The sequence below is a fragment of the Chryseobacterium endalhagicum genome, assembly GCF_016745235.1.
Lineage (GTDB): Bacteria > Bacteroidota > Bacteroidia > Flavobacteriales > Weeksellaceae > Chryseobacterium > Chryseobacterium endalhagicum.
The window spans coordinates 512,179-537,317 of record NZ_JAELVM010000001.1 but is presented as its reverse complement, the minus strand read 5'-3'; the positions used below and the strand labels follow the sequence as shown (position 1 = coordinate 537,317).

Sequence of the window (25,139 nt, the reverse complement as noted above, 5' to 3'; positions counted from 1 at the left end):
TATGTTAATTATTATTATATATTTGCAATAATAAACACAAAGAAAGTATAATTTTATTATAAATTCAATAAAATAATTAAGTAAAATATCAATTGATTTGCCCAATGAATTTGATAACATTTTAGAGAACCGATTTTTAACTGAATATTTTGAAAACAATATGAAAAAAAGCTTAATATTTCTTATCCATGGCATACTTGTTTTTTTCGTTCTGTCGGCGTGCCAGGGCTCAGCAAGTGATGAGGGTAACGCTGAAGTGACCTATCTGACGGTAACTGCTGACGGCGGAAATGAAAAGTTAGTAGGGAAAACATTTGTTTTTAAGGTGAAAGATAATCTTACGAATGATGTGACCTCACAAAGTCTGATTTATATCAACAATCAAATGATTTCGGGAAACACCTTTACTCCTACTGAGAAAGGCAGCTACACCGTAAGAGCTGAATATAGGGATTTACCCATCAACCCCATCTCTGTAAAAGCTGTTGTAAGCAGCGGAATAAGTTTTAAACACAGAATCCTGTACGAAGATTTTACAGGGACGTGGTGCGGCTACTGTACCATAGCGCTGGCAAGACATGACAATCTTGCCCACCAGACCGAAGATTTTGTTTTTATAGGAATCCATGGACCTGCAGGCACCACTGATCCCTGGTCCAATGATACGGGCACGGAAATGGAAACTTTAAAAAACGTTACCGAATGGCCGGCTATGTTTATCAACAGAAATACAGTATGGCCTTATGATTCCAATTATACAGATATGTCTTTACCCTTGGGACAATTGAGCGCTTTCAGTAAAATCGGAATTAAAATGAAAACCTCAGGTTCCGGGAATACTTTTACTACCGAGGCTTCGGTTTTGTTTACTGAGGATTTTACCCATCTTAAAATTGCAGCATTTCTGGTAGAGGACGGGCTGGTGCATCATCAGAAAAATTATATCAGTTCACTTTATGGAGGCAGCAGTTACATTTACAATTACGTCCATCACAACGTTTTACGAAGTAAACTGACCTCTTCCGTTACCGGAGAAAACATTCCCAATACGCAGACGGCTACGTCCAGTGAATACATAAGGGCTTTTCAGTATACGGTTCCGGCAGGTTACAATGCGGATAAACTTAAAATCATTATTATGATTACGGATTCCAACGGCACTGTACTCAATGTAAGAGAAGAGAAAATAAACACCAATAATACTTACGAATTTTTATAACAACCTTAAATTTTTAACAATATGAAAAAAATTTTATTTTTTATGGGTATCCTTGTTTCAGGGATCCATTTTTCCCAGACTTATTACAGTCAGGATTTTAATACGGCTGGGCTCAACAGCTGGGTCGGTACAGACCTTGACGGGGATGGCAAACAGTGGGCCAATTCCAACGTATCCAGTATAAATACGGCTTTAGGAGCCGGATCACTGGTATCCCGTTCATGGACAAGCGCTTCAGGGGGTATAACCCCTAATAATTTAATCACCTCTCCATTGATTAACTTGGGATTGGTCACCGCGAACAATGCTTACCTACAATACGACCTGGTGACGGAACCCGGTTATCCTGCTGAAAAGTATTCAATCTACGTTACTACTTCCAATGTATCAGGAACAATTATAACGTCGACTCCTGTTTACACAGAAACAGTGGCTACAGGAGGCTTTCAAAACAGATCGGTAAACCTTACTGCTTTCATAGGGCAGCAGGTTTATATTTCATTCAGACATTATGAATGTACAGATCAAAACTATTTAATCGTAGATAATATTCAGGTAAAAACTCTTGCTGACAAAGATATTGTCCTGAAAAATGTTTCCCTTACCGAATACGGTCTCATCAGCACTGATTACCAGCTTAAAGCAACGGTAAAAAACGGCGGATCGGAAACTGTTAATAACATCACTCTTAATTGGAATGATGGGACAACAGACCATATTTCCACTATTCCATTATCTTCTCCGCTTAATACAGGCCAGGAAATCACCGTTACCCATCCTGTCGCGATCAATTATTCCTCCGTGACGGAAAAAAATATGGCCGTAACAGTGACTCAGGTAAATGGAGCCACTGATACTACACCTGCTGACAACAGCAAAAATACCATGTTCAGAACTGTAAGCCAGAATTCACCTAAAAAAGTCCTGGTTGAAGAAGGTACCGGAACCTGGTGCGGATGGTGTCCGAGAGGCGCGGTTGCTATGAAATATATGGATACGAATTATCCGAATGATTTTATTGGGATCGGGGTACACAACAACGACCCAATGGCGGTAAGTGAGTACAATACCGGAGCTAATTTCAACGGATATCCGTCTATGAATGTAGATCGGGCTGCTTTAAATAAAAGCGTAACCAATAACGAAATGACCACCCAGGTGAGTACGAGAAAACTTCTCATCACCCCGGCACAGCTGGACGCATCTGCTACATTGGCAGGAAATGCGCTTACCTTTAATGCTTCAGCTACATTCAGAACCGTTATGAACAATGTCAACCTAAGATTCGCCGTGGTCCTGGTGGAAGATGAAGTAAAAGGAACGACTACAAATTATAATCAAAAAAATTATTATGCAGGGGGAAGCAATGGAGCCATGGGAGGATATGAAGCCCTACCCGATCCGGTACCTGCAGCACAAATGACCTATGATCATGTAGGAAGAATGCTGCTGGGAGGATACACAGGACAGGCAGGTTCAGTTCCTACTTCAATTACAGACGGACAGGTTGCCAGCTATACATTTACAGCCAACATTCCGACCACTTATAATTTAAGTAAGGTAAAAGCTGTACTGCTTCTCCTGAATGCCACTACCGGTGAAGTGATCAATACACGCTCTTTCCTGCTTAGTACTTTGGGAACAAGTACCTCTGAAACCAATGACAATTATCTGACTGTATATCCTAATCCAACATCAGAATTTTTCAAGGTACAGGCCAATAAAAATGTAGACATAAAGCTTTATGATGCTTCAGGAAAACTGGTTCTGGAAAAATCAAATGTTTACCCTGACAGCCGGATTTCTGTTGAAAATCTTGCTAAAGGAGTTTATATCATCTCCCTTAAAGAAAAGGATTCCGAAATAAAAACACAAAAAATAATCATTAAATAATCTTTACAGAATGAGGCTGGCCCTTCCGGCCAGACTCATTTCTCAAAAAATCAGCGGGTGTTCACAAAGATTATGATAACCTTAAAATGATACAGGATGGATCCGCAATATTTCTAACCTTAAATTTCAATAGCATGAAAAAAATTTTATTTCTAATGGGTATATTGATTTCAGGAATACATTTTGCACAGACTTATTACAGCCAGGATTTTAATACCACCGGCCTTAATAACTGGACAAGCGTAGATCTGGACGGAGACACCAAGAATTGGGTAAACGAAAACGCTTCTGCGCTAAGCCAAAGTTTCGGAACAGGTTCATTGAAATCAAATATGTATGTGGGAATAACCAATGACCTTATTACCTCCCCAGGTATTAACTTAGGAACTGTAACCGCATCAAATGTGGCATTAGTATATGACTTAGCCACATCAACACTTACTCCGCAATTATCTCACAACAAATATTCCATCTATGTGACCACCTCCAACAATTCAGGAACTATCACAGCATCTACTCCTGTTTTTACAGAAGAGGTTGCACAGGGCGGTGTTCAGCATAGATCCATAAACCTTTCTGCATTTATAGGGCAGAATATTTTTATCTCATTCAGACATTATAATTCTCAGGGCCTGTTTTTGGTTATAGATAATATTGAGGTGAAAACCCTCGCTTCTAGTGACCTTGGATTGACCTCAGTTTCTGTCCCGGAATATGGACTGATTAACACAAATTACCCTCTGAAAGCAACCATAAAAAACAATGGATTTGAAAGTATCAATACTATAACCCTCAACTGGAATGACGGATTGAATGATCACATTTCTACATTTTCCGTCACTCCTCCATTAACCACGGGAAACCAAGCCACGATTACCCATCCCGTAAATCTGAACTATGCTCTGGCAGCAGAAAAAAATATAACCGTTACCATTACACAGGTTAACGGTTCAGCAGACTCTACTCCATCGGACAACGTCCAAAGTACTGTTTTCAGAAGTCTGAGTGAACAATCACCCAAAAAGGTATTAATTGAAGAAGGCACCGGAACCTGGTGCGGCCACTGTCCTCAAGGCCATGTGATCATGCATAAGATGACTGTAGACTATCCCGAGAACTTCATCGGAATAGCCGTACACAATAGTGATCCTATGCAGGTAAGTGAGTATAATGATGCAAGTGCATTTAGTGCATTTCCTATAATGCATGCGGACAGAGTAGACTTACAGAAATTCCTCACCACTACCCAAAATTATATTAATTTCAGAAAAAATATGCTGGTCCCAGCCAGACTGGATGCTTCTTCTTCATTGTCAGGAAACATACTGACCTTTAATGCATCTGCTACATTTAAAACTGTTATCAGTAATGCAAACTTAAGATTATCCGCAATTTTAGTGGAAGACGGCGTAAAAGGTACCACCAACAGTTACGCCCAGAGAAACTATTTTGCAGGAGGTTCACTGGGACCTATGGGAGGCTATGAAAACCTTCCCAACCCGGTTCCCGCTTCACAAATGACTTATGATAATGTTGGCAGAATGCTGATCGGGGGTTACACAGGTGTGGCAGGCTCCATCCCTTCGTCCGTTACAGATGGACAAGTTGTCAATTACACTTTTACAGCTACTATTCCCACTACTTTTAATACAAGTAAACTGAAGGTCGTTTTGCTATTGCTGAATGCTGATACCGGAGCCGTTATAAACGCACGTTCATTCTTACTGGGAACTCTTGGAACAAGCAATTCTGAAACCAATGCCAACTATCTTACTCTATATCCAAACCCAGCTTCAGAATATATTAAGATTCAATCTGACTATAAAACAGATCTGAAAATCTATGAAACTTCCGGAAGAATTGTTTTAGAAAAAAACAATGTAGCACCGGACAGCCCTGTTTCTATAGAACATCTGGCTAAGGGTACCTATCTGGTTTCAATAAAAGAAAAAGATGCCGAACCAAAAACACAAAAATTAATTATTAAATAATCAAAGCTATGAAACAATTCTTTTTTTTACTCTTATTGTATTTTATACCTGATTTCAGCCAGGCACAGCTGGTTTTGGTAAAAGAAAACGGAGCCTCAATTTCCAATGGCCAGGTTCTTACGTACAATACCACCGACGAAAGCACTGCCACACTTCATTATAAAATTAAAAACACCTCTTCATCAGCCGTTAATGTGCGCATTAAAATTCTCAGCATCCAGAATGGAACAGGAAGCGGTTTCCAATTCTGCTACCTGAATACCTGCCTGCCATCTGTAGCTGCCAATGCTGTCTATCCTTCGAATTCCAATCCGGCTATTACGATCAATGCCAACTCGGAAACTCCTTCCAGCGGTTACAACATGTGGAATTCCAATGTCGGCAGCGGAACATTTCCGATAGATTATACGATAAAGTATTATCTGGTAGATGATTTTAATAATGAATACGGAACACCGGTAACCATTACCTACCGGTATAATCCCAATGCAATTTTATCAACTGTAGAAACAGGAAAAGAACAGAAACCATTTGCGGCTGTTCCTGCCACTATTTTTAAAGGAAAGCTGACCATTATTTCAAAAGAAAACATCTCCTATCAAATAAACGACATGGAAGGACGCCAATTGTTGAAAGGAAATTTAAAAAGCGGAAGTGAAGCAGTAGACACTTCAGCATTAAACACGGGAATGTATATTATCACCTTACAGAATCATCATGGGAAAATCATTTCCAAGAAAATCATTAAAAATGACTAACTGATGAAGGTTCCTAAGGAATAAAATTAAAACGGCGGCTATCTGAGATAACCGCCGTTTTTTTATTAATTAAAAAATATGCATTATTTTTTGATCGTTTTCACAGTAGATTGTGAACCATCCTTGAAATAGATCGTCACAAAATATAAACCTGTATTCAGCATACTTAAATCAAGTTCTTTCACTGCTCCTGTAAAGGTTTTCACCACCTTTCCTGAAACATCTCCCACCGTTGCAGATTTCACTTCTCTTGCATCTGAAATATACAGCACGTCTTTGAACGGATTCGGATGAACAGATACTTTCTTCACTCCTTCTTTTACTTCTGAAGTGCTCAGCTGAGAGCTTTCAACGGTAAAATTATCTACATAAAAGTTATAGTCAGGAGCATCGTTCACTGTTCCGTCTGTTCCGTAGAAAGCAAATACCGTATTCGCACTGTTATACCCTGTTAATGTATATGAATACTGAGTAGATGTATTGGAAGGACCATTGGATTGATTCCATGTTTCCAGAACCGTCCATGTACTTCCGCCATCATTGGATACCAAAAGCTGAACAAGATCATCAGAACCCATCGGCGAGCTGGTAGTATTGGCATAAGCCGTTACGCCATAATCAAATTTTACTTTATAAGTACCTCCAGACAGGTCAAAAGGCGGAGTTTTAAGCCATCCAGTTCTGTTTGTTGAATATAAGTTGATCGTTGCAGATCCACCTGATCCCGTTCCTAAGAACCCATCCGATTCCCAATATAAAGTTGTTCCTGTAGGTCCTGTAGCCGGTGTACCTCCGGAAAGGTTCCCACTCCAGCATGTTCCCGGGAAACTGTCGAAATTATTGGTATATGAAGGAACCACGGTACCACATAATGTAGCAAATGTTCCGGCTGCTGACCATCCACTCTGAGAGGTTGCTGTATTACAATTGCTTCTCACCCAGTAATAATACGTTGTGCTTGGTGATAAAGACGGAATGGTAAATGAAGTTCCCGTAACTCCCGGATGATTAGGCGTTGTGGCTGCCGTAGGAGCAGTATTGGTGGTACTGTAATAAATATCATAGCTTGCTGCCTGAACACTACCCGGCAACGCCCACGAAACCTGAGCAGAAGTTGAAGTAAGCGTTCCTACCGGCTGAAGTGTAGGCGCTATACAATCTGTATAAGCATCAGCTGAAAACGCAAAAATGTTAGCGATCCCTGTACCGCTCACTTTTTCAACCTTAACACTCTGAACGGGTTTTGTATGATTGGCTACATCGATACTCAAAGCAGACTGATACAATCTTGGGTTGGTAGAATTCGGTTCCAGAACATTATTGGTCCTGTTGATCCTTCCGATTCCCTGGATAGCATAGCTTGATCCGCTATACCAGTCGGAAATACTTACTCCGGAAAACACCTGCGTGGTATTATCTGTAAAATTAACCGTCACATTCACTGTGCACGGTCCGCTTCCACCTGTAGCAAGCATGTACAGCTTAAAAGCCGGAACAGGCGTAATAAACGTCAGCGTTCCTGAATTACTTCCGGCCGTATTGCTTGCAATTTTCAGGGAATTATTCCCGGAAAGATCAGCAAGCTGGAAACTCAGTCCTGCAGTAGAAGCCACTACAGAATTAATCGTTCCGTTTACGGGAAGCCCGTAATTAAGAGGTGTACTGCTGGAAGTAAGCTGAAAATCTCTGGCTACAAAAGCAAATGACACCCCGTCAACGTCTTCCGTAGTAGATGATAATGCTGTTCCAACACCGTTTGCGATTACATCTGCCGTATATCCGGACTGAACCGGCAGTGTTTGATAATTTTGGGCACCTACAGTGGATGCCGCAAGAAAGGCCATAAGAGGTAAAACCTTCAATGGTAAATTTGTTTTCATAATTATTTTTTATTAGCGCTGAAATTTAATAAAAAATACAATACAAAATCAAAATTTTTATGAAATAATCAAATATAAGTTAATAATATTAGCATATCAATATTTTAACTATATATAAAAATTATTGTCTGACCAAATATTTTATTCACATTTTCATGTATTATTTTAACAAATTCAATCATTTTAGCATATACTCAATCCCAAACAGGTCATATTTTCAACAAATTAATCGCCAGTATCGAGCATAAATAAAAAAGATTATGTTGACCATCCAAAGAGCGGGCAACAATCAAATTTAATATGCTGATTTTCAAAACAATTAAAAAGCACTTAAAATGGGCAACAGGTTATTTTATTATTGAGAAATTAAATCTTATTTTTGCCATACAAATTTTTTGAACAATGCCGAATATTTCAAACAGAGCACAGCATATGCCGGCTTCCCCGGTAAGAAAACTGGTTCCTTATGCTTTAAAAGCAAAACAACAGGGAATAAAAGTATATCACCTTAATATCGGGCAGCCTGATATTGAAACCCCGGAAACCGCTTTAAATGCTTTAAAAAACATCGACCTTAAAGTATTGGAGTATGCACTTTCTGAAGGTAATATTGAATACAGAAAAGCTCTTACGGAGTATTATCACACTTTAGGATTTGCAGATCTTACACCGGATAACTTCATCGTTACCAACGGAGGTTCTGAAGCCCTGAACTTTGCAATTTCCACTTTATGTGATGACGGCGACGAGGTGATCATTCCTGAGCCTTATTATGCGAATTATAATGGTTTCACCAGCACATTCAATGTTCATGTAGTGGCGGTTCCGTCTACGATTGACACAGGTTTCGCTCTTCCTCCGATCGAAGAATTTGAGAAAAAAATTACAGACAAGACAAGAGCAATTGTGATCTGCAACCCGGGTAACCCTACCGGATATCTTTACACGCGTGAAGAACTTCAGAAACTTGCTGAAATTGCTTTAAAATATGACATCGTTGTGATCTCTGATGAAGTGTACAGAGAGTACGTTTATGATGGAAAGCAGCAGATTTCCATGCTGGATTTCCCTGAACTGAAGGAAAACTGCATTATCATTGATTCAGAATCGAAGCGTTATTCTATGTGCGGCGTAAGAATCGGATGCATGGTAACCCGTTCTAAAAAAATACACGATGCAGCTATGCTTTTTGCCCAGGCAAGACTGAGCCCGGTTCTTTTGGGCCAGATTGCAGCAACAGCAGCACACCAGAATGACGGAGCGTACATCAGATCGGTTAGAGAAGAATATACGCACAGAAGAAATATTCTGGTAGATCTTCTGAACGCGATTCCGGGTGTAATCTGCCCGAAGCCAAGAGGTGCTTTCTATTGTGTGGCAGAACTTCCAGTGGATGATACTGAGAAATTTGCACAATGGCTTTTGGAAAAATATTCGCTTAATAAGGAAACCATCATGGTAGCTCCGGCGGGAGGTTTCTACAGTGATCCTGAATTAGGAAAAAAACAGGTAAGAATCGCCTACGTTCTGAAAGAAGCAGATCTTAGGAGAAGTGCTGAAATCCTGAAACAGGCGCTGAAAACATACAGAGAAGAATTCAGCCTATAAAAATATACCATGATGCCGGCAATAAAAAATAACGCCCTGAAACTTCTGTTTTCAATGTTTTTGCTGCCGGCATTATTTTCCTGTGACAGAAAAAAGGATCAGACACCTTCTGCTCACAAAAATCCAAACGAAATCACTTTTATCAGCCTTTCTAATATCGGAGGTGATGAGGGAGATTATAAAATCATAAAAGTTACAAAAGACTCCATTCATGCAGAGGTTGGCATTACGGCCCGCCGGACGCATAAAGAATGGGATTCTGCCATCAGTGCCCACACCTGGAAGTACCTTATTTCACCGATCAACATTAAAGATCTTGATGAGATCCAAAGTTCTCCGAGTAAACAGTCTGTAGACGGCATCGACGAAACTTTTCAGATCAGAACCCCGAAAAAGGCTCATATTTACGTTAATTCTTATGCAGACACCCTGCATTACCAACAGCTGAAGCAGTTTAAAGAACAACTCACCCTCATTATTCCAAAAGAATACAGATAAATCATGCAAGAAAATTTTTCCTTACAACCTTATAATACATTCGGTGTTGATGTCAACGCAAAATATTTTATTGAAGTTCAAACCATTGATGAGCTGAAGAAGGCGGTACTTTATTCAAAAGATCATCATCTTTCCGTTTTATTTCTGGGCGGCGGAAGCAATATTCTGCTGACTAAAAATTTCGACGGACTTGCCATTAAGCTCAGCTTAAAAGGAATTTCGGAAGAGGATCTTAGTGAAAATGAGGTTCTGGTTACTGCAAAAGCAGGAGAAAACTGGCATGAGCTCGTATTGTACAGTTTGGAGAAAAATTATGGCGGACTGGAAAACCTTTCACTGATTCCCGGAAATGTGGGGACATCGCCGATGCAGAATATCGGAGCTTACGGAACTGAGATCAAAGATATTTTTGTCAGCTGTACGGTTTTAGACCTTGAAAATCTTGAAATTAAAATTTTCGGCCTTGAGGACTGTCGTTTCGGCTACAGGGATTCTATTTTCAAGCAGGAAGGAAAAGGAAAATACGTTATCCTGGAAGTCAGCTTTAAACTGACGAAGAAAAATCACCACATCAAAACAGAATACGGAGCGATAAAGACGGAACTGGAAAACCTGGGGATTACAAACCCAACCATTCAGGATGTTTCGAAAGCAGTGATCAATATCAGACAGAGCAAACTGCCGGATCCGAATGTCATCGGAAATGCAGGAAGTTTTTTTAAAAATCCAACGATTCCTTTAACTCAGTTTGAAGAATTAAAGCAGAAATTTGAAAATATCCCCGGCTACCCGAACGGAGATGTGGTAAAAGTACCTGCAGGATGGCTGATTGAGCAATGCGGATGGAAAGGAAAGCAAATCGGAAATGCGGCATCGCACAAACTTCAGGCCCTGGTGATCGTCAACGCTACCGGAAATGCTACTGGAAAAGAAATCTTTGATTTTTCTACTGAGATCATCCGTTCAGTTGAAGAAAAGTTCGGAATAACGCTGGAAAGAGAGGTGAATATTATATAAATCACACAGGGTATTATGTAATTTTTTTTCAATTATATTTCTGACTTTTATCAATTATTTTAATTTATTCTAAATAAATAATTAATAGAGTCATAAATTTCAATACTTTTGCGGTCAATTTTATTTAGACAAAATACAAATGACCAGGTTTTTATATTTCGCTTTTTTTTTCATTTTTTCTACCCAGTTCTTGTATGCCCAGGAAGAGAAATCTCCTATCAGCATCAAAGTCTTAAATGAAGATCATAAAGAACTAAGCGGAGTTTCTGTTGTTATTGACCAGATCTCTGCCTCCACAGATAAGGACGGAAATACAAGCATTCCTCTTTCAAAAGGAAAACATACGCTTAAAATTTCATATCCGGAGTACGAGGATAAGGAAATCGCAATTACCGTTACTTCTGCACAAAATATTACCATCAATCTTAAACCTGTCAATAAACTGGAAGAGGTCGTTATATTCTCTAAGGAAAGTAAGGGATTAACCACCAAATCTGTGATAGACAGGCAGGCGATGCAGCATTTACAGCCGTCAAGTTTCACCGATCTGATGGAACTATTACCCGGCGGACTGGCAAAATTTCCTTCTTTAAACGGTGTCAATAAAGCTACCCTGAGAGAAAATACAGGCGGCCATTCGGGTGATAAATACAGCACCTCATCACTGGGTGTTCAGTTTATCGTGGATGACAACATCATTAATTCCAATGCAGATTTGCAGCTTTCAGTGGACCCAAAGCAGTTTTTACAGGCTCCTATGGGCAGAGAAACGGCTTTTTCCGGCGTAGATATGAGAACGATTTCTACGAATGATATTGAAAAAGTGGAAATCATCAGAGGAATTCCTTCTGCATCTTATGGTGACCTGACTTCCGGACTGATCAAAATAGAACGAAAAATAGGACAATCCCCTTTACAGGCGCGCTTCAAAGCGGATGGGTACAGCAAACAGTATTATGTAAGCAAGGGTTTTAAAATTACAGATAAATGGCAGCTGAGTGCAAGTGCGGATTATCTTGATTCCAAATCTGATCCTACGAATGAATTTGAAAATTACCAGCGGATCACAGCTTCTATCCGTTCCAAAAAAATGTCAAATTTATGGGGCAGACCTTTGGAATGGAGATCGAATATTGACTTTTCAACGAATATTGACAAATTAAAATACGATCCGGACAACGGATATCCTTCAACAGATAAATACGAATCTACCAATACGAGAATCAGCCTGACCAACAATTTCATTTATCAGCTGGACAAAGCTTCTTTCTTCAATAAACTGACTTTAAACACGGCTATCCGTCAAGGTTTTGAAAAGATTGAACAGGTAAAACTGATTCAGCTTTCGGGCCCGCGTTCATTCTCTCTGGCTACTGAGCAGGGCGAAAATGTAGGATTTTATCCGAACCTTCGTTATGTGGCGAATTTTTCAACGGAAGGAAGACCTTTGGATATCACCGCATTATTCAAAGCGAATGGCGTAAGAAAAACAGGTGGAATTACCCATAATTATGAAGCCGGACTTGACTGGAGGTATTCAAAAAACAATGGAAAAGGCTTGCAATACGATATGAGAACGCCTCCGTCTGCCTCTGTCAATATAGAGAGACCGAGAGCTTATGATGAGCTTCCGGCGTCCAATCTTTTATCTGCATTTTTCGGTGACCAGATGAGCTATGCGCTTGATCAGCATAAATTTACTTTGTATGCAGGTTTAAGATTATCTAAGAATTTCGGGATCGATGAATCATTTGCCATCAGCAAAAAAGTTTTTACAGAACCGAGATTGAATTTCCAGTACAATCTTCCGCATCTGATGATCAACAATTATCCTTTGAAAACGGACATTACTTTAGGATACGGTCTTTTCTACAAGCAGCCAACACTTCTGATGCTTTACCCGAACAAAGATTACTGGGATTACACCCAGCTGAATTATTATCATAACGATGAGCGCTACCGCTACGTTAATTTCATGACGTATGTTCAGTCGAGAGAAAATAAGGCTATTGAAGCCGCCAAAAGTATTAAAAAGGAAATCCGTCTTGACCTGAGCTACAGAAACCATGAGCTTTTCGTTACGTATTTTAAAGAAGATATGAACAACGGTTTCCGTAATATGGTTCATACAGCAGCTCATTCCTACAAGCAGTATGATGCTACGCAGGTAGATATTACCCAATGGACGCCTAACGGTCCGGATCTTACGAACGTACCTTATGAATTAAAAACAAACCTTGGTGAATATCTGGTTACCGAAAACGGAAGCGAGACTTTAAAACAGGGTATTGAATTCGGGTATACTTCCCCAAGGATCAAAGCGATTAATACAAGGTTTACGTTTACCGGTGCCTGGTTTAAAACGCAGTACAGAAATTCTGTGCCTTTTGCTTTCAAACCAAGTGTATCAATTGGGGTAGGACCATTCCCTTATTACGGAATTTATAAAAATGATGATGGTTATAATAATTCCAACATCAACTACAATTTACTGATCGATACTTATCTTCCAAGCCTGGATCTGATTGTTTCAGCGTCTTTACAGGGAAGCCTTTATGATCACAGAGTCAATGACAGAAGAATCGCTGAGCCTATCTCCTATTATGGAGCAGACGGCATCATCCACCCTTTCACGGATGCCGACAGAGCTGATATCTATAAGCAGTGGCTGGTAAGAAATGTGTCTGTAACCGATAATTTAGACCGTTTAACCACTTTTACGCTTACCGGAAATATTAAAATAACGAAAAGCATCTACAAAGCCTTAAAGACTTCACTGTTTGTGAACAGACTTTTCAATTACAGTGCGCCTTATACTTTCAACAATGTAAAAGTGTACAGAAAAGGACTGAATACCCCGTATTTCGGAATGGAATTAAATTATAATTTTTAATATATATCAAAAGAAAACAACATGAAAAAAAGAGTTATACTATTAAGTTTAGCAGCAATGATGACCGCTACATTTACGGTAACTTCTTGCTCCAGCGATGATGATTTCGGAGTAACAACGGCCCAGAAAGGAGCTTTAACTTTGTCTTTTTCGGGAGATAATATTTCTTCTTACAAAACCATTGATGTAGAGCTGAAAGAAGTAAACACGGGAGCGATCATTAAACAAACCATACAAAACAAAAACATCCATACTTTCGAGGTTCCTTACGGTTCTTATAAAATTACAGTAAACGGGGTGGTTATTTCCAGCAATGATGAGATCGGAGTGGGTGCTTCTGCACAGACTGACATCGCAACATTGATCACCAATCTTGAGATTCCGTTGATTCTTAAAAAATTCCATGAAGACTTTGTGATTGAGGAAGTTTTCTTTACCGGGGTAAAAACCTCTGACGGTAAAAACTACAATTCAAGCCGTTATTTCAAATTAACCAACAATACGAAAAAAGTATTGTACGCTGACAAGCTTATTCTTGGACAGTCGGAATTCCTGACAACGGATGACAAAAACCCTACTCCATACAGCAAAAACCTTTCATTTGCAGTAAAAGCAGTGATGGTTTTACCGGGAGCCGGAACCGAATACCCGGTACAGCCAGGTGACTTCATCGTTATTGCAGACAATGCCATTAATCACCAGGCCAATACAAGTACAGCATATGACCTTCACAACGCAAATTTTGAATTCCCGTCTGTAAACCCTGCATTGGGACAAGTGGACAACCCTTCTGTACCGAATGCAAAGATCATTTATTCACAGATGAACTTCAATATGTTCTTCCTTCACGACCGTGGATTTGAAAGCTATATTATCGCACGTTTCCCTGCCGGAGAAGATGAAAATACATTCCTTACGAATTTCAAATACGATTACACGTACCAGAACAGTGCGGGAGGAGTTACTTCAAAAAGCGCCTATGCTATTCCGAACTCATGGATCATAGATGGAGTGAACAACAGTATTTCAACCAAGTTTGTTCATGTTCTGACTTCAGCAAGTATCGACGGAGGATGGACATCGGTAGGAACCATTGACAAGGACCCAACCCGTTTCGGAAAATCTGTAAGACGTAAAGTAACAGGACAGATGGACAACGGTAAAAACCTTTATATGGATACCAACAATTCATCTAATGACTTCACCAAAGACTCTGAACCAAGTCTGAAAAACGGTATTGTACACTAAAAGTTTAGATTACTTTATTATGCTGCATACAAAAGGATCTTTCTTCTTACTGCTGATCGGGTTTTCGCTGTCGGTAAAAGCTCAGGACAGCCTGAGTCTTTTCAAAACCCTGAACAACCAGTACAGCACAGAAAGAAATTTTAAAAATAATTTTTACTATAATCCGGCAGCTATGTCGGATTATAGTTCTGTTTCCTTCTCGGAATTTAATGCCGGATATCATGACAACAATGAAAAAAGCTACCGCCAGCAATTGGGAAGCGGCAGCAAAGGCTTAACGGTAGAAGCAAAATCTTTCCAAAAACTAAAGCCCAACCGCTATGTCTGGGGAAATGCAAGTTATCAGAACTTAAAAGTCAATTCCGTAAAATGGAATGAAACTTTAGATTATGACCGCGTTGCCCCTTACACTACAGCAGATTCTGTAGGAGGAAAATTAAACCTTGAACGCTATCAGTTTGCCGGTGGTTATCTCCAAAAGCTGAACCGCTGGACCCTTGCCGGACAGGTAAGTTATTCTGCACAGCTTGGATACCGTTCAAGAGATCCGAGAATGAGAAGCACCACTTCTGATCTGAAGATCAATGCCGGACTGAACTACAAGGTTTTCAGAGATTACGAAATCGGTATTTTCGGTGAACTGAATAAATATACCCAGAACAACTCTGTGAACTTCCAGAGCTTATTGGGCAGACCTTACGTCTATCAGATGTCAGGCTTTGGTTTTTCGAACTATCTTTTCAATGGAGGAACATTGCCGAAAAATACGTTTGAAGAATTTTCTTACAAAGGAGGAATTCAGATTTCCGGAAACGGAGGCCGGGATTTTTACCTTCAGGCATCCGCAGGAACGGGTAACAATATGAAAAGTTATAATGACGGTTCCAATAATTTCTTTGATATTTCTGATCTGAAGAATGAAAACCTTGAAATAGAAGGCGCCAAGTTCTTCACGGTTCATGAAAAACACAGATTAGGTTTATTGGTCAACTACAGAGCAGCAAGAAATACCGGCTCCGAATATGGCTATTCCCTGAATACCGTCGCTTTAACCCAGATTTTTAAAAGAGAATCCTTCCGCAGGGAAAATTATGAAACTACCGTAAAAGGTTTCTATCAGTACACCAAAGATAATTTTTCGGTGACAGCAGTTCCTTTTTTCGGACGTGAGGACATCAAAGAAAGAAGATTATTTCCTGATGCCGGGCAGAAATTTGTTTACACTTATTTCGGGATCAATGCAGATGTAAAACAGCAGATCAATGACCGTCAGATGGTGACATTCCAGCCTTATTTTTCCACAAGAAAGGTGAATAAATCTATCAATGCACTGGCAACCACACCAAATGCCGGGGTCAACGAATGGATTCTTCAGGATTTCAATTTCCAGGCGAGTGATATCACCACATTCGGAGCATCATTGAGATATGACTTTAAGCTTGAAAAACTGCCTGCATTCTTTATAAGTGCACAGTATCAATCACAAAAAATTCAGGAAAAAAATAATAATTTTGCAGGAGGAAGTATCGGAATAACATTTTAAGTGATGAAAAGAGGTATATATTGGGTTTTAGGATTGGTTTTATTGGTATTGTGGAGTTTTACGTCTAAAGTAAATCAGGATCTTTCGAATATTCAGGATCCGGGTATTGAGGATATTGTAAAAAGCTACAAAAAAGCCATCACAGACTGGCCGAAACCTGATATCGATTACGGAGTGCAATGGAAAGAATTCGCTCCCATTAAAAATGATACCGCTTTTTTCACCGAGCAGGATAAGCCTGGTGTTATTTTAGGTAAAATGCTCTTCTTTGATCCTAAATTATCCAAATCAAGCCAGGTTTCGTGCAGCTCATGCCACGATCCTGAAATGGGCTGGTCAGACCGGAGACGTGTTGCTTTGGGAAGCGACCATCTTTTAGGAAACAGAAACTCCATCTCCCTGTATAATATTTCAGAACGCCAGTCGTTTTTCTGGGACGGAAGGGCAAAAACCCTGGAAGAGCAGGCTGCCGGACCGCTGGGCGCCCATCACGAAATGGCCATGGATGTAAAAACCCTGCCTGCCAAAATACAGGCCGTGAAAGGGTATAAAGAACTGTTTAAAAAAGCATACGGCACAGATAAAGTGACGTATGACCGGATTGTAAAAGCGATTGCCGATTTCCAGAAAACCATCAAAAGCCAGCCGAGCCGTTTCGACAAATTCCTGGAAGGAAAATACAATGCTTTATCAGACGAAGAAATCTACGGAATGCATATCTTCCGTACCAAAGCCCGCTGCATGAACTGTCATAACGGGCAATATCTTACAGATGAATCTTTCCACAACATTGGGCTTACGTATTACAAAAAGAAATACCAGGATCTGGGATTGTACGACGTTACCAAAAAGCCTGAAGATGTGGGTAAATTCCGTACCCCGCAATTAAGAGATCTGATGCTTACCCAGCCATGGATGCACAACGGACTGTTCAGCGATCTTGAAGGGGTTGTGAATATTTACAACAGCGGAATGCACCAGCTGGACCCCAGCCCTGAAAAAAAGAAGCTGGACCCGATGCACCCTGTTACCGACCCTTTATTAAAGCCTCTGAACTTAACGAAAGAAGAAACCAAAGCGCTCGTTTCTTTCCTGGAATCTCTTTCAGGGACAAAATTTAAAATGAGACGCCCGGAATTCCCGACGGAATAGATTTAACCTGATTCAGACCTTATTTTTGGTTAAATAGTTTTATTTTAGCTAAAAATATCGGGATTATGGCTAAAAAGTATTCAGAAAAGGAATTTAAAAAAATAATCCAGAAACATATCGGTAATATAGATTTTGTCAAAGTTACTCTTGATGATGATTCTGCGATCTATGGTTTTCCGGTAAAATTCTCCGATGATTTTCTCATGATGGAAGAAACTCATGATTTTACATTGGCAGGGACTAAAATTGTTCCCTATCACAGAGTCAGAGGGATCCGCAACAATATATACGATAAAATTTCAAAGGCTATCTATGCAGATGAAAAGCTGATCCGGTTTAATGAAGATATTATTCACAAAACGAATTTAGACAGTCCCGAATCTCTTTTTAAATCCATAAAAAAACAGGATTTTCATTGCGCTGTTGAGAGCACAAAAAATAAAAAATTCTTATTTTCGATTGGTGAAATTTTAGAAGTCAGCAGTAAGTCGGTCCTCATTAACAACTACGATCCGGCAGGCAGAATTGATAAAAAGCCCCGGAAAATTTCTTTTAAAAGTATAGATCTTATTAATTTCAACGACAACTATTCTAAAGTTTTCAGAAAATATCTGAAGTAAAAAAAGTGAAGAGTGAAGAGTTGAGAGTGAATAGTGAAAAATAAAGAGTAAAGAATAAAGAACACCAATATGAAAATAGCTATTTTAGGAGCCGGAAATATGGGCTTATCCTTTTCAAAATCATTTTTAAAATACGAACTGATCAAGCCGGAGCATCTTCACCTGATCACCCGCAGCGAGACTAAAATCTCTAAAATTGCCGAAGATTTCCCGAAATCTAAAATCTCCACTTTCGAAGAAACCCAGGAACTGGATGCCGATCTTATCATAGTAGCCGTAAAACCTCAGGATTTCCAGCATGTGGCTCAGAATTTCAAATTTACACTGAAAGAAAACCAGATGGTTCTTTCCATTATGGCCGGAATTAAAATTGAAAAAATTCAGAAATTATTAAACCACCCTCTTGTTGTAAGAGCCATGCCGAACTCTCCTACCCTTTTGGGAATGGGAATTACCGGTTACACGGCTGCAGACGGTATTTCATTCAGCCAGCTGATCAATGTTGAACGATTACTGAACAGTACGGGAAGATCCGTTTATCTTGAAAATGAAGACCTTCTGGATGGCGTTACGGCACTTTCGGGAAGCGGGCCTGCTTATTTCTATTATATTATCGATGCCATGATCAAGGCCGGCGTAGAAATGGGTATTGAGGAAAATCTTTCTCAGCTTTTCGTGAAGCAGACGATGCTGGGCGCTTATCACCTGATCAACAATTCTGAAAAAAGTCTGGAAGAGCTTATTAAGGACGTGGCTTCCAAGGGCGGAACCACTGAAGCCGCTTTAAAAACATTTGAAGACAAAAACTTCAAAGACATTCTGAAAAGCGGAATTCTTAATGCTGAAAAACGGGCTAAAGAACTAAACGGCTAAATCTTTTTTCTAAAAACTTTCGAAGCAGCCACCCAAGCCAGACTCCAAAAGTATTGAAAATAACATCATCTACTTCAAATATTCCCATGCGGGTAAAATACTGAAGTGCCTCAGCAATGACGATAGCCGAAATAAAGGAATAAAGCAGGGTTTTCAGATTATTTAACCCGGGAAACACCCAGCCCAGAAATCCAAAAGGAATAAACATAATGATATTGCCCAGAACGATAATGACAATATCTTTCCAATCAATACTGTTTTGAATAAATTCTAATGTAGAAAAAATAGGTGCCACAGTGATCAGATGATCTTCATACTGAAATCTGCCCATTCCCAAAAACATGAGGTAGAGCAAAAACAGTGTATACGGTACAATAATAATTTTATAAAATTTCTTTAACATTAGGTGCAAATTTATTCATTTCAAAAACATTAAATTTGTGTGTTAAATTAATTTAATGAAATACGTTTTACTTACGCTCATTTCAGCGATGCTGCTGTCTGTCTCGTGGCCTACTTACGGAGTTCCGTTCTTTATATTTTTTGCCCTTGTTCCTTTATTGATGATGGAACACGGAATCTCAAAATTTTCTGCATACAAAAGAAAAAGCTGGATGGTTTTCGGGCTATCCTACCTTTGTTTTGTGATCTGGAATATTGTAACGACAGGCTGGCTGTACGGCTCAAAAAACCCGGATGGAAGCCATTCTATGATGGCTGTGGTATTTCCGGTCCTTGTGAATTCCTTTTTGTATTCACTGGTTTTCCAATGCTATCACTGGTACAAAAATGCACAGGGAACCTATTGGGGATTGGGATTCCTAGTAGCGATCTGGATGAGTTTTGAAAAATTCCACCTGAACTGGGAACTTACCTGGCCTTGGCTGAATTTAGGAAATGTATTTTCAGATTATCCTAAATTAATACAATGGTATGACACCCTGGGAGCCACGGGCGGAAGCTTCTGGATCCTGGTAATCAATGTTTTAATTTTCTACACCATAAGAACCTGGGAAGCCGGGAGAAAACGAAAAGACCTGATCAGAAATATTTCCATCGTGGCCGGTTTAATTATTCTTCCGATGATTATTTCGTTGGTCAAATACAATAATTTTGATGAAAAGCCTTCCGGACAGGTCAACGTACTGATGCTGCAGCCGGAGCTTGATCCTTACGCTGAAAAGTATTCAAAGGACAGCCTGACCATTGAAAAAGACCTGCTAGCTTTAGCAGAAAACAATTCAAAAGGGAAAATCGATTATTATATGGCTCCGGAAACCGCACTTCCGGGAAGAGGATCCATCTCCGAAACCGCTTTCGAAAAGAGTCTTCTTTTAAATAATATAAAAGAGTTTTTAACCCAACATCCGGGAGCCGTTTTTGCCACCGGAATTTCTTCGCACCGTTTCTATAAAAACCAGGAAGAGAAGCCAAAAGAAGCCTACCAGCTTAATCCTGATCTTTGGGTGGAAAGCTATAATACCGCAATTCAGATTGCGCCGCAGCAGAAGGTTCAGGTCTATCACAAAGGAAAACTCGTTCCGGGTGTGGAAATCTTCCCTTATATGAGTGTTTTAAAACCTCTTCTGGGTGATGCCATGCTTAATCTGGGCGGAACGGTAGCTTCCTTAGGTATTGATAAGGAAAGAAAATCATTCTCTAACCCTTACAATAAAGGAAGAATGGCGCCTATCATCTGTTACGAAAGCATCTACGGAGAATTCACCACCGATTACGTGAAAAAAGGAGCCAACTTCTTCGGTATCATGACCAATGACTCTTGGTGGGGCGTTACAGAAGGCCACAGACAGCTTTTATCTTACGCAAGGCTGAGAGCCATCGAAACCAGAAGAGAAATTGCCCGTGCTGCGAACAGCGGAATCTCTGCCCATATCAATGCCAAAGGAGAAATAGAAGCCGATACTTTCTACGGTGACAAAACCACCTTATTCGCGAAAGTGAATCTTTATGAAACCATGACGTTCTATACCAGAACAGGAGACCTTTTAACAAGATTTTCCTATTTTGCTTTAGGATTTTTACTGTTCTACTTTTTAATTGAAAAATTCAGACATAAGATCAAAAAGGCATAGCAGGTTATTAAACACAAATAACACGAATGATTTTCACAAATAAACACAATCATCTGTGAAAATCTGTGGCATCTGTGGTGAAAAAAAATTCATAACAACAAAGGGAGCTTCGGGTGCCTCACCTCCCTTTAGAGGATACTTACTTCATTACGACGATCATTTTGATGACAAATATTTATGGGGGCTGAGGCTCTCGAAGCCCCCTCCCACTTCAATTCTTTTAACCACAAACAGCACGAATAATCTTCACAAATAAACACAATCATCTGTGAAAATCCGTGGCATCCGTGGGCATAAAAAATCATAACCACAAAAGTCTCAAAAGTTTTTTTTAAATACTTAAGTTATTTTGAAGTTAGAGGCTGTATGAAGAAGAAGTTCACATAAGTTTTAAAAAAATCAAAGATTTTTAGCTGTGGCAATTCTAAGTTTTACTGCTGCACATTTTCAAAACAATATTGATTAGCTGATCATTGTTTTACTTTTTTAAATGAAATGCCTTTGTTTATCTCTATTAAAATTTTCACTTCAAAAACTTTGTTTATCCTTGCGATTATTAAACACAAGGAAAAACAAAGACTTGATTTTTTATTCCTTTAAATTAAGATAAACAAAGGCGTTTCACTTATTTACGAAACACCAGGATTTAAACAAAGCGCACAAAAAATACATTCAACAAAAAGCCAGCTGGACGGCTGGCTTTTCTTACTAATAGAACAATTCAAATTTATTTAATCATTAGTTTCTGAGTGGTTATTTCGTTTTTAATTTTCAGTTTTAGCAGATAAATTCCTTTCGGAAGATGAGACACTTTGATGGACTGGTCATTATTTAAGACAATATTCAGTTTTTTACCATCCATGGCATACATTTCAGCTTCTGAAACCTTATCTCCTTTAATGAATACTTTTTCAGAGGCAGGATTCGGATAAATTGAAATCTTGCTGTTGACCTTTACATCACGGGCTCCCAATGTATTCTGAACAGAAGCGTCAGAGAATACTTTTGCAGCATCTATTGATCTTACGCTCCAGTACACATTCTGAATGGAAGGATCCAGATCCAGGAACCACGAAGGCGTTGTTACAATATATTTTGCGAGATTGGCTGCTCCCGGCGTAGAGCCAACTTTAATTTCATAGCGGAGTGCATTCGTTGGTGTTTTATCATCGGAAGCTCCAATCCATGAGAAGGTAAAGCGGTTTCCGGTTTTTGTGACATTAAGGACTGCAGGAGGTACAGGTTTCAGATTAACTTCCGTAGAAGTATTTTTGAAAATTTTGGTAAGTGAAGGTATGCCCGGATCTGCCCAATCAAATCCGGCCAATAAAACATCCAGACGGTGGTCATTGTCAAAGTCAAGTAGATTCACAAAACCCGGACCTCCTAAAGTATGCAGCCCTGTAGGTATATTTTCAGTAAGATTCTGATTTGCAGGATTATATAAAAAAGTTTTTACAACCGCATTGGTATTTTCATCATTCCCAGAAACAATGAAATCATAGTAGCCGTCATTATTCACATCACCTGCAGCAACAGATGAATCCGCAATTTCCGGAATATTGATTCTCTGTTCGGTCAGGTTTCCTGTTCCATCATTCATCAGTACGGCTAAGTAACCTGTATAATTATCATCCTGGCCTGAGATCACAATATCCTGATAACCGTCCGCATTGAAATCGGCAAAATCTATTTTCCCGCTCGTCAAAGCAGTAAGATCCTGCGAAAGCGTCAATGTTCCTGCCTGGTTCAGATAGACTTTACCCACCGGAACATCACCCTGAGCTACCCCCAGAATAACAAGATCCAGAAGATTGTCATTATTAAGATCCACAAACTTAAAGCTCCCGTTCTGGGTTCCCGGCTGCCAGCCTTTAAAGATTTCAAAATCGGTTCCTGTATTTCTGTAAAAATCAAGATTATTCAGAAACCCTACTCCGTCTACATATTGTGTTCCGTTGATGGCATAATCTGTTTTACCATCATTATTAAAGTCAAAAGCTTCCAGAGATCCGTAGATTTTTCCCGGAAGATCAGCTTCTTTCATGAAACCTGTTCCTGTATTCCGGAATCTGTAGTGCTTATAATTAACGATATCATTATAACTCAGCCCTGTTGAAATAATATCCAGAAGACCGTCATTATTAAAATCCATGAATTTAATATCCCCCAGATGGGTCGCATCTATTCCCAGGTCCGCATAAGGCACCAGAGAAGTTCCGTTATTTTTGTATACTTCATTAAAAGAAGTGTCTGCGCTTCCATCACCATCTGTATCTATAGCTCCGTTGATCACTACATCCTGCTTTCCGTCACCGTCCATATCCGCTGCATGAGCCGATCCGTAGTAGAAATTTTTCATTCCGGTCTGGACTTCTGTGAAATCCTGCGCCATAAGCCCAACAGGAAGCATGGATAAAAGAATACAAATCCTCTTCATTCTATTTTTATTTAGATTAATTAAAAACAAAGGTAAAGCATTCGGATATTCTTTTAAAAGAAAGTCTACATGAAATATATCAGTCACCTGCCTGAGCGTGTTTCGGGATTTCTTTTATTTTAAAATCATGATTATTAATCAGCTAGTTATTTTCAAATATTTTCCAAAAGATTTGTCTATCTAAAAAATTCTTCGTTATTTTGCACTCTCAAATATTATACAAATAAGAACATCGAGATATGTCAAGAATTTGCCAAATAACAGGAAAGCGTGCAATGGTTGGTAACAACGTTTCTCACGCTAATAACAAAACGAAGCGTCGTTTTGAAATTAACTTATTAGAGAAGAAGTTTTACCTTCCGGAGCAGGATAAGCACGTAACACTGAAAGTATCAGCTCATGGATTGAGAGTGATTAACAAGATTGGAATCGAGGAAGCTATTGAAAGAGCTACTAGAAACGGATTGATTAAAAAGAATTAATAAATCATGGCAAAAAAAGGAAACAGAGTTCAAGTAATCCTTGAATGTACAGAGCACAAAGAGAGCGGAATGCCAGGAATGTCTAGATACATTTCTACTAAAAATAAAAAGAACACTACTGAGAGATTGGAATTGAAAAAATTCAATCCTGTTCTTAAGAAAGTTACAGTTCACAAAGAAATCAAGTAATTTATAAAATATAATTTACCATGGCAAAGAAAGTAGTAGCAACCCTACAAAGCGGTCAGTCAAAGAAAATGACTAAAGTTGTGAAAATGGTTAAGTCATCTAAGTCAGGTGCTTACGTTTTCGAAGAAAAAGTAATGAATGCAGACGAAGTAGACGGTTATTTGAAGAAATAATCTCCACTTTATTTACAATATAAAAAACTACTCATATTTTGGGTAGTTTTTTTGTTATCTTTGTTCACCAGATTATTAATCAATTAAATATCCTGTATATGAAAAAGATTCTTATCCTGGTTTTCACAGAATTTTTTCTATTTTCATTCAGTCAGAAAAAGATGAGCCCTATAGCATACAAAAACTCGGCGGAAGTTTTTACCATCAAAGGACTTTCACAATCAACAAGCATTGATTGCGGATCTTCCAAAATGATTCTTCTGTCCGGCCAGGTTCCGCTGGATGCTGCCGGTAATCTCGTAGGAAACGACGTTGAAACGCAGACTGAGCAGGTTTTTAAAAATATTGAAAACATCCTGAAAGAATACGGAGCTACGGGAAAGGATATTATAAAACTGGGAATCTTTATTACTGATATATCCAAAACACCGGACTTTAGAAAAATCCGTGACTTACACATCAACCTTCAAAATCCTCCCGTGAGCAGCCTTGTGGAAGTAAGCCGTCTTTTCAGAGACGATGTCCTTATAGAAGTGGAAGCCACGGCAGTTATAAAAAACAAATAAGAA

General features: G+C 39.2%; 21 protein-coding genes. 18 read left to right on the top strand and 3 right to left on the bottom strand.

Annotation, left to right across the window (positions count from 1 at the left end; translation table 11 throughout):
• Window positions 1-160: 160 nt before the first annotated feature.
• The 4 genes from JET18_RS02305 to JET18_RS02290 all read left to right on the top strand — a co-directional run bounded on the left by JET18_RS02305 (window position 161) and on the right by JET18_RS02290 (window position 5,861).
• Window positions 161-1,219 (top strand): Omp28-related outer membrane protein, encoded by a 1,059-nt coding sequence (locus JET18_RS02305; RefSeq protein ID WP_202089006.1) that lies wholly within the window; start codon window positions 161-163, stop codon window positions 1,217-1,219.
• Window positions 1,220-1,240: 21 nt separating this feature from the next.
• Window positions 1,241-3,112 carry a T9SS-dependent choice-of-anchor J family protein gene (locus tag JET18_RS02300; RefSeq protein WP_202089005.1) on the top strand — a complete coding sequence of 624 codons (1,872 nt, stop codon included), beginning with the start codon at window positions 1,241-1,243 and terminating at the stop codon, window positions 3,110-3,112.
• Between the two features lie 134 nt (window positions 3,113-3,246).
• A complete protein-coding gene (locus JET18_RS02295) occupies window positions 3,247-5,103 on the top strand; it encodes an Omp28-related outer membrane protein (protein WP_202089004.1) in 1,857 nt (618 codons plus the stop codon).
• Between the two features lie 8 nt (window positions 5,104-5,111).
• Window positions 5,112-5,861, top strand: coding sequence for a T9SS type A sorting domain-containing protein (locus JET18_RS02290; protein WP_202089003.1), 750 nt, complete (start codon window positions 5,112-5,114; stop codon window positions 5,859-5,861).
• Between the two features lie 83 nt (window positions 5,862-5,944).
• Here the strand turns inward: JET18_RS02290 and JET18_RS02285 are convergent, their stop codons facing one another.
• The gene (locus tag JET18_RS02285) at window positions 5,945-7,741 is read right to left on the bottom strand and encodes a T9SS type A sorting domain-containing protein (protein WP_202089002.1); all 1,797 of its coding nucleotides are present in this window, start codon (window positions 7,739-7,741) and stop codon (window positions 5,945-5,947) included.
• A gap of 402 nt (window positions 7,742-8,143) precedes the next feature.
• Between JET18_RS02285 and JET18_RS02280 the strand changes: the two genes are divergently transcribed.
• The 9 genes from JET18_RS02280 to proC all read left to right on the top strand — a co-directional run bounded on the left by JET18_RS02280 (window position 8,144) and on the right by proC (window position 19,193).
• Window positions 8,144-9,349: a pyridoxal phosphate-dependent aminotransferase gene (locus tag JET18_RS02280; RefSeq protein ID WP_202089001.1), complete on the top strand. Its 1,206-nt coding sequence runs from the start codon at window positions 8,144-8,146 to the stop codon at window positions 9,347-9,349.
• 9 nt (window positions 9,350-9,358) lie between these two features.
• Entirely contained in the window at window positions 9,359-9,847 is a 489-nt protein-coding gene (locus tag JET18_RS02275) for a hypothetical protein (protein WP_228728469.1), read from the top strand.
• Between the two features lie 3 nt (window positions 9,848-9,850).
• On the top strand, window positions 9,851-10,864 hold the full coding sequence (gene murB / locus JET18_RS02270; RefSeq protein WP_202089000.1) for a UDP-N-acetylmuramate dehydrogenase: 1,014 nt from the start codon (window positions 9,851-9,853) through the stop codon (window positions 10,862-10,864).
• Between the two features lie 139 nt (window positions 10,865-11,003).
• Window positions 11,004-13,757 carry a TonB-dependent receptor gene (locus JET18_RS02265; RefSeq protein ID WP_202088999.1) on the top strand — a complete coding sequence of 918 codons (2,754 nt, stop codon included), beginning with the start codon at window positions 11,004-11,006 and terminating at the stop codon, window positions 13,755-13,757.
• 21 nt (window positions 13,758-13,778) lie between these two features.
• The gene (locus JET18_RS02260) at window positions 13,779-15,005 is read left to right on the top strand and encodes a DUF4876 domain-containing protein (protein ID WP_116012774.1); all 1,227 of its coding nucleotides are present in this window, start codon (window positions 13,779-13,781) and stop codon (window positions 15,003-15,005) included.
• A gap of 19 nt (window positions 15,006-15,024) precedes the next feature.
• On the top strand, window positions 15,025-16,548 hold the full coding sequence (locus JET18_RS02255) for a DUF6850 family outer membrane beta-barrel protein (RefSeq protein ID WP_202088998.1): 1,524 nt from the start codon (window positions 15,025-15,027) through the stop codon (window positions 16,546-16,548).
• A 3-nt stretch (window positions 16,549-16,551) separates the two neighbouring features.
• Window positions 16,552-17,700: a cytochrome-c peroxidase gene (locus JET18_RS02250; protein WP_202088997.1), complete on the top strand. Its 1,149-nt coding sequence runs from the start codon at window positions 16,552-16,554 to the stop codon at window positions 17,698-17,700.
• Window positions 17,701-17,765: 65 nt separating this feature from the next.
• Window positions 17,766-18,320 carry a hypothetical protein gene (locus JET18_RS02245; RefSeq protein WP_202088996.1) on the top strand — a complete coding sequence of 185 codons (555 nt, stop codon included), beginning with the start codon at window positions 17,766-17,768 and terminating at the stop codon, window positions 18,318-18,320.
• 69 nt (window positions 18,321-18,389) lie between these two features.
• Entirely contained in the window at window positions 18,390-19,193 is an 804-nt protein-coding gene (gene proC, locus JET18_RS02240) for a pyrroline-5-carboxylate reductase (RefSeq protein ID WP_202088995.1), read from the top strand.
• Here proC and JET18_RS02235 read toward each other — a convergent pair.
• Window positions 19,174-19,596, bottom strand: coding sequence for a VanZ family protein (locus JET18_RS02235; protein WP_202088994.1), 423 nt, complete (start codon window positions 19,594-19,596; stop codon window positions 19,174-19,176). The two genes, proC and JET18_RS02235, sit on opposite strands and share 20 nt — an antisense overlap.
• Before the next feature lie 55 nt (window positions 19,597-19,651).
• On the opposite strand from JET18_RS02235, the gene lnt reads away from it, so the two are divergent.
• Window positions 19,652-21,286: an apolipoprotein N-acyltransferase gene (lnt, locus tag JET18_RS02230; protein ID WP_202088993.1), complete on the top strand. Its 1,635-nt coding sequence runs from the start codon at window positions 19,652-19,654 to the stop codon at window positions 21,284-21,286.
• A gap of 727 nt (window positions 21,287-22,013) precedes the next feature.
• Here the strand turns inward: lnt and JET18_RS02225 are convergent.
• Entirely contained in the window at window positions 22,014-23,726 is a 1,713-nt protein-coding gene (locus JET18_RS02225) for a T9SS type A sorting domain-containing protein (RefSeq protein ID WP_228728468.1), read from the bottom strand.
• Between the two features lie 239 nt (window positions 23,727-23,965).
• On the opposite strand from JET18_RS02225, the gene rpmB reads away from it, so the two are divergent.
• The 4 genes from rpmB to JET18_RS02205 all read left to right on the top strand — a co-directional run bounded on the left by rpmB (window position 23,966) and on the right by JET18_RS02205 (window position 25,136).
• Window positions 23,966-24,208 (top strand): 50S ribosomal protein L28, encoded by a 243-nt coding sequence (gene rpmB, locus JET18_RS02220; RefSeq protein ID WP_002976757.1) that lies wholly within the window; start codon window positions 23,966-23,968, stop codon window positions 24,206-24,208.
• Window positions 24,209-24,214: 6 nt separating this feature from the next.
• The gene (gene rpmG / locus JET18_RS02215) at window positions 24,215-24,397 is read left to right on the top strand and encodes a 50S ribosomal protein L33 (protein ID WP_062649719.1); all 183 of its coding nucleotides are present in this window, start codon (window positions 24,215-24,217) and stop codon (window positions 24,395-24,397) included.
• A gap of 20 nt (window positions 24,398-24,417) precedes the next feature.
• Window positions 24,418-24,570, top strand: coding sequence for a DUF4295 domain-containing protein (locus tag JET18_RS02210; protein WP_002976755.1), 153 nt, complete (start codon window positions 24,418-24,420; stop codon window positions 24,568-24,570).
• Between the two features lie 98 nt (window positions 24,571-24,668).
• Window positions 24,669-25,136, top strand: a complete 468-nt coding sequence (locus tag JET18_RS02205; protein WP_202088992.1) for a RidA family protein — start codon at window positions 24,669-24,671, stop codon at window positions 25,134-25,136.
• The last annotated feature ends 3 nt before the right edge of the window (window positions 25,137-25,139 follow it).

What these genes read in the sequence shown, in the direction of transcription:
- JET18_RS02280 (WP_202089001.1), top strand. Translation starts at nt 8,144, where the DNA reads ATGCCGAATATTTCAAACAGAGCACAGCATATGCCGGCTTCCCCGGTA.
- JET18_RS02285 (WP_202089002.1), bottom strand. Translation starts at nt 7,741, where the DNA reads ATGAAAACAAATTTACCATTGAAGGTTTTACCTCTTATGGCCTTTCTT.
- rpmB (WP_002976757.1), top strand. Translation starts at nt 23,966, where the DNA reads ATGTCAAGAATTTGCCAAATAACAGGAAAGCGTGCAATGGTTGGTAAC.
- murB (WP_202089000.1), top strand. Translation starts at nt 9,851, where the DNA reads ATGCAAGAAAATTTTTCCTTACAACCTTATAATACATTCGGTGTTGAT.
- proC (WP_202088995.1), top strand. Translation starts at nt 18,390, where the DNA reads ATGAAAATAGCTATTTTAGGAGCCGGAAATATGGGCTTATCCTTTTCA.
- rpmG (WP_062649719.1), top strand. Translation starts at nt 24,215, where the DNA reads ATGGCAAAAAAAGGAAACAGAGTTCAAGTAATCCTTGAATGTACAGAG.
- JET18_RS02210 (WP_002976755.1), top strand. Translation starts at nt 24,418, where the DNA reads ATGGCAAAGAAAGTAGTAGCAACCCTACAAAGCGGTCAGTCAAAGAAA.
- JET18_RS02255 (WP_202088998.1), top strand. Translation starts at nt 15,025, where the DNA reads ATGCTGCATACAAAAGGATCTTTCTTCTTACTGCTGATCGGGTTTTCG.
- JET18_RS02245 (WP_202088996.1), top strand. Translation starts at nt 17,766, where the DNA reads ATGGCTAAAAAGTATTCAGAAAAGGAATTTAAAAAAATAATCCAGAAA.
- JET18_RS02290 (WP_202089003.1), top strand. Translation starts at nt 5,112, where the DNA reads ATGAAACAATTCTTTTTTTTACTCTTATTGTATTTTATACCTGATTTC.
- JET18_RS02260 (WP_116012774.1), top strand. Translation starts at nt 13,779, where the DNA reads ATGAAAAAAAGAGTTATACTATTAAGTTTAGCAGCAATGATGACCGCT.
- JET18_RS02250 (WP_202088997.1), top strand. Translation starts at nt 16,552, where the DNA reads ATGAAAAGAGGTATATATTGGGTTTTAGGATTGGTTTTATTGGTATTG.
- JET18_RS02305 (WP_202089006.1), top strand. Translation starts at nt 161, where the DNA reads ATGAAAAAAAGCTTAATATTTCTTATCCATGGCATACTTGTTTTTTTC.
- JET18_RS02300 (WP_202089005.1), top strand. Translation starts at nt 1,241, where the DNA reads ATGAAAAAAATTTTATTTTTTATGGGTATCCTTGTTTCAGGGATCCAT.
- JET18_RS02225 (WP_228728468.1), bottom strand. Translation starts at nt 23,726, where the DNA reads ATGAAGAGGATTTGTATTCTTTTATCCATGCTTCCTGTTGGGCTTATG.
- lnt (WP_202088993.1), top strand. Translation starts at nt 19,652, where the DNA reads ATGAAATACGTTTTACTTACGCTCATTTCAGCGATGCTGCTGTCTGTC.
- JET18_RS02265 (WP_202088999.1), top strand. Translation starts at nt 11,004, where the DNA reads ATGACCAGGTTTTTATATTTCGCTTTTTTTTTCATTTTTTCTACCCAG.
- JET18_RS02235 (WP_202088994.1), bottom strand. Translation starts at nt 19,596, where the DNA reads ATGTTAAAGAAATTTTATAAAATTATTATTGTACCGTATACACTGTTT.
- JET18_RS02205 (WP_202088992.1), top strand. Translation starts at nt 24,669, where the DNA reads ATGAAAAAGATTCTTATCCTGGTTTTCACAGAATTTTTTCTATTTTCA.
- JET18_RS02275 (WP_228728469.1), top strand. Translation starts at nt 9,359, where the DNA reads ATGATGCCGGCAATAAAAAATAACGCCCTGAAACTTCTGTTTTCAATG.
- JET18_RS02295 (WP_202089004.1), top strand. Translation starts at nt 3,247, where the DNA reads ATGAAAAAAATTTTATTTCTAATGGGTATATTGATTTCAGGAATACAT.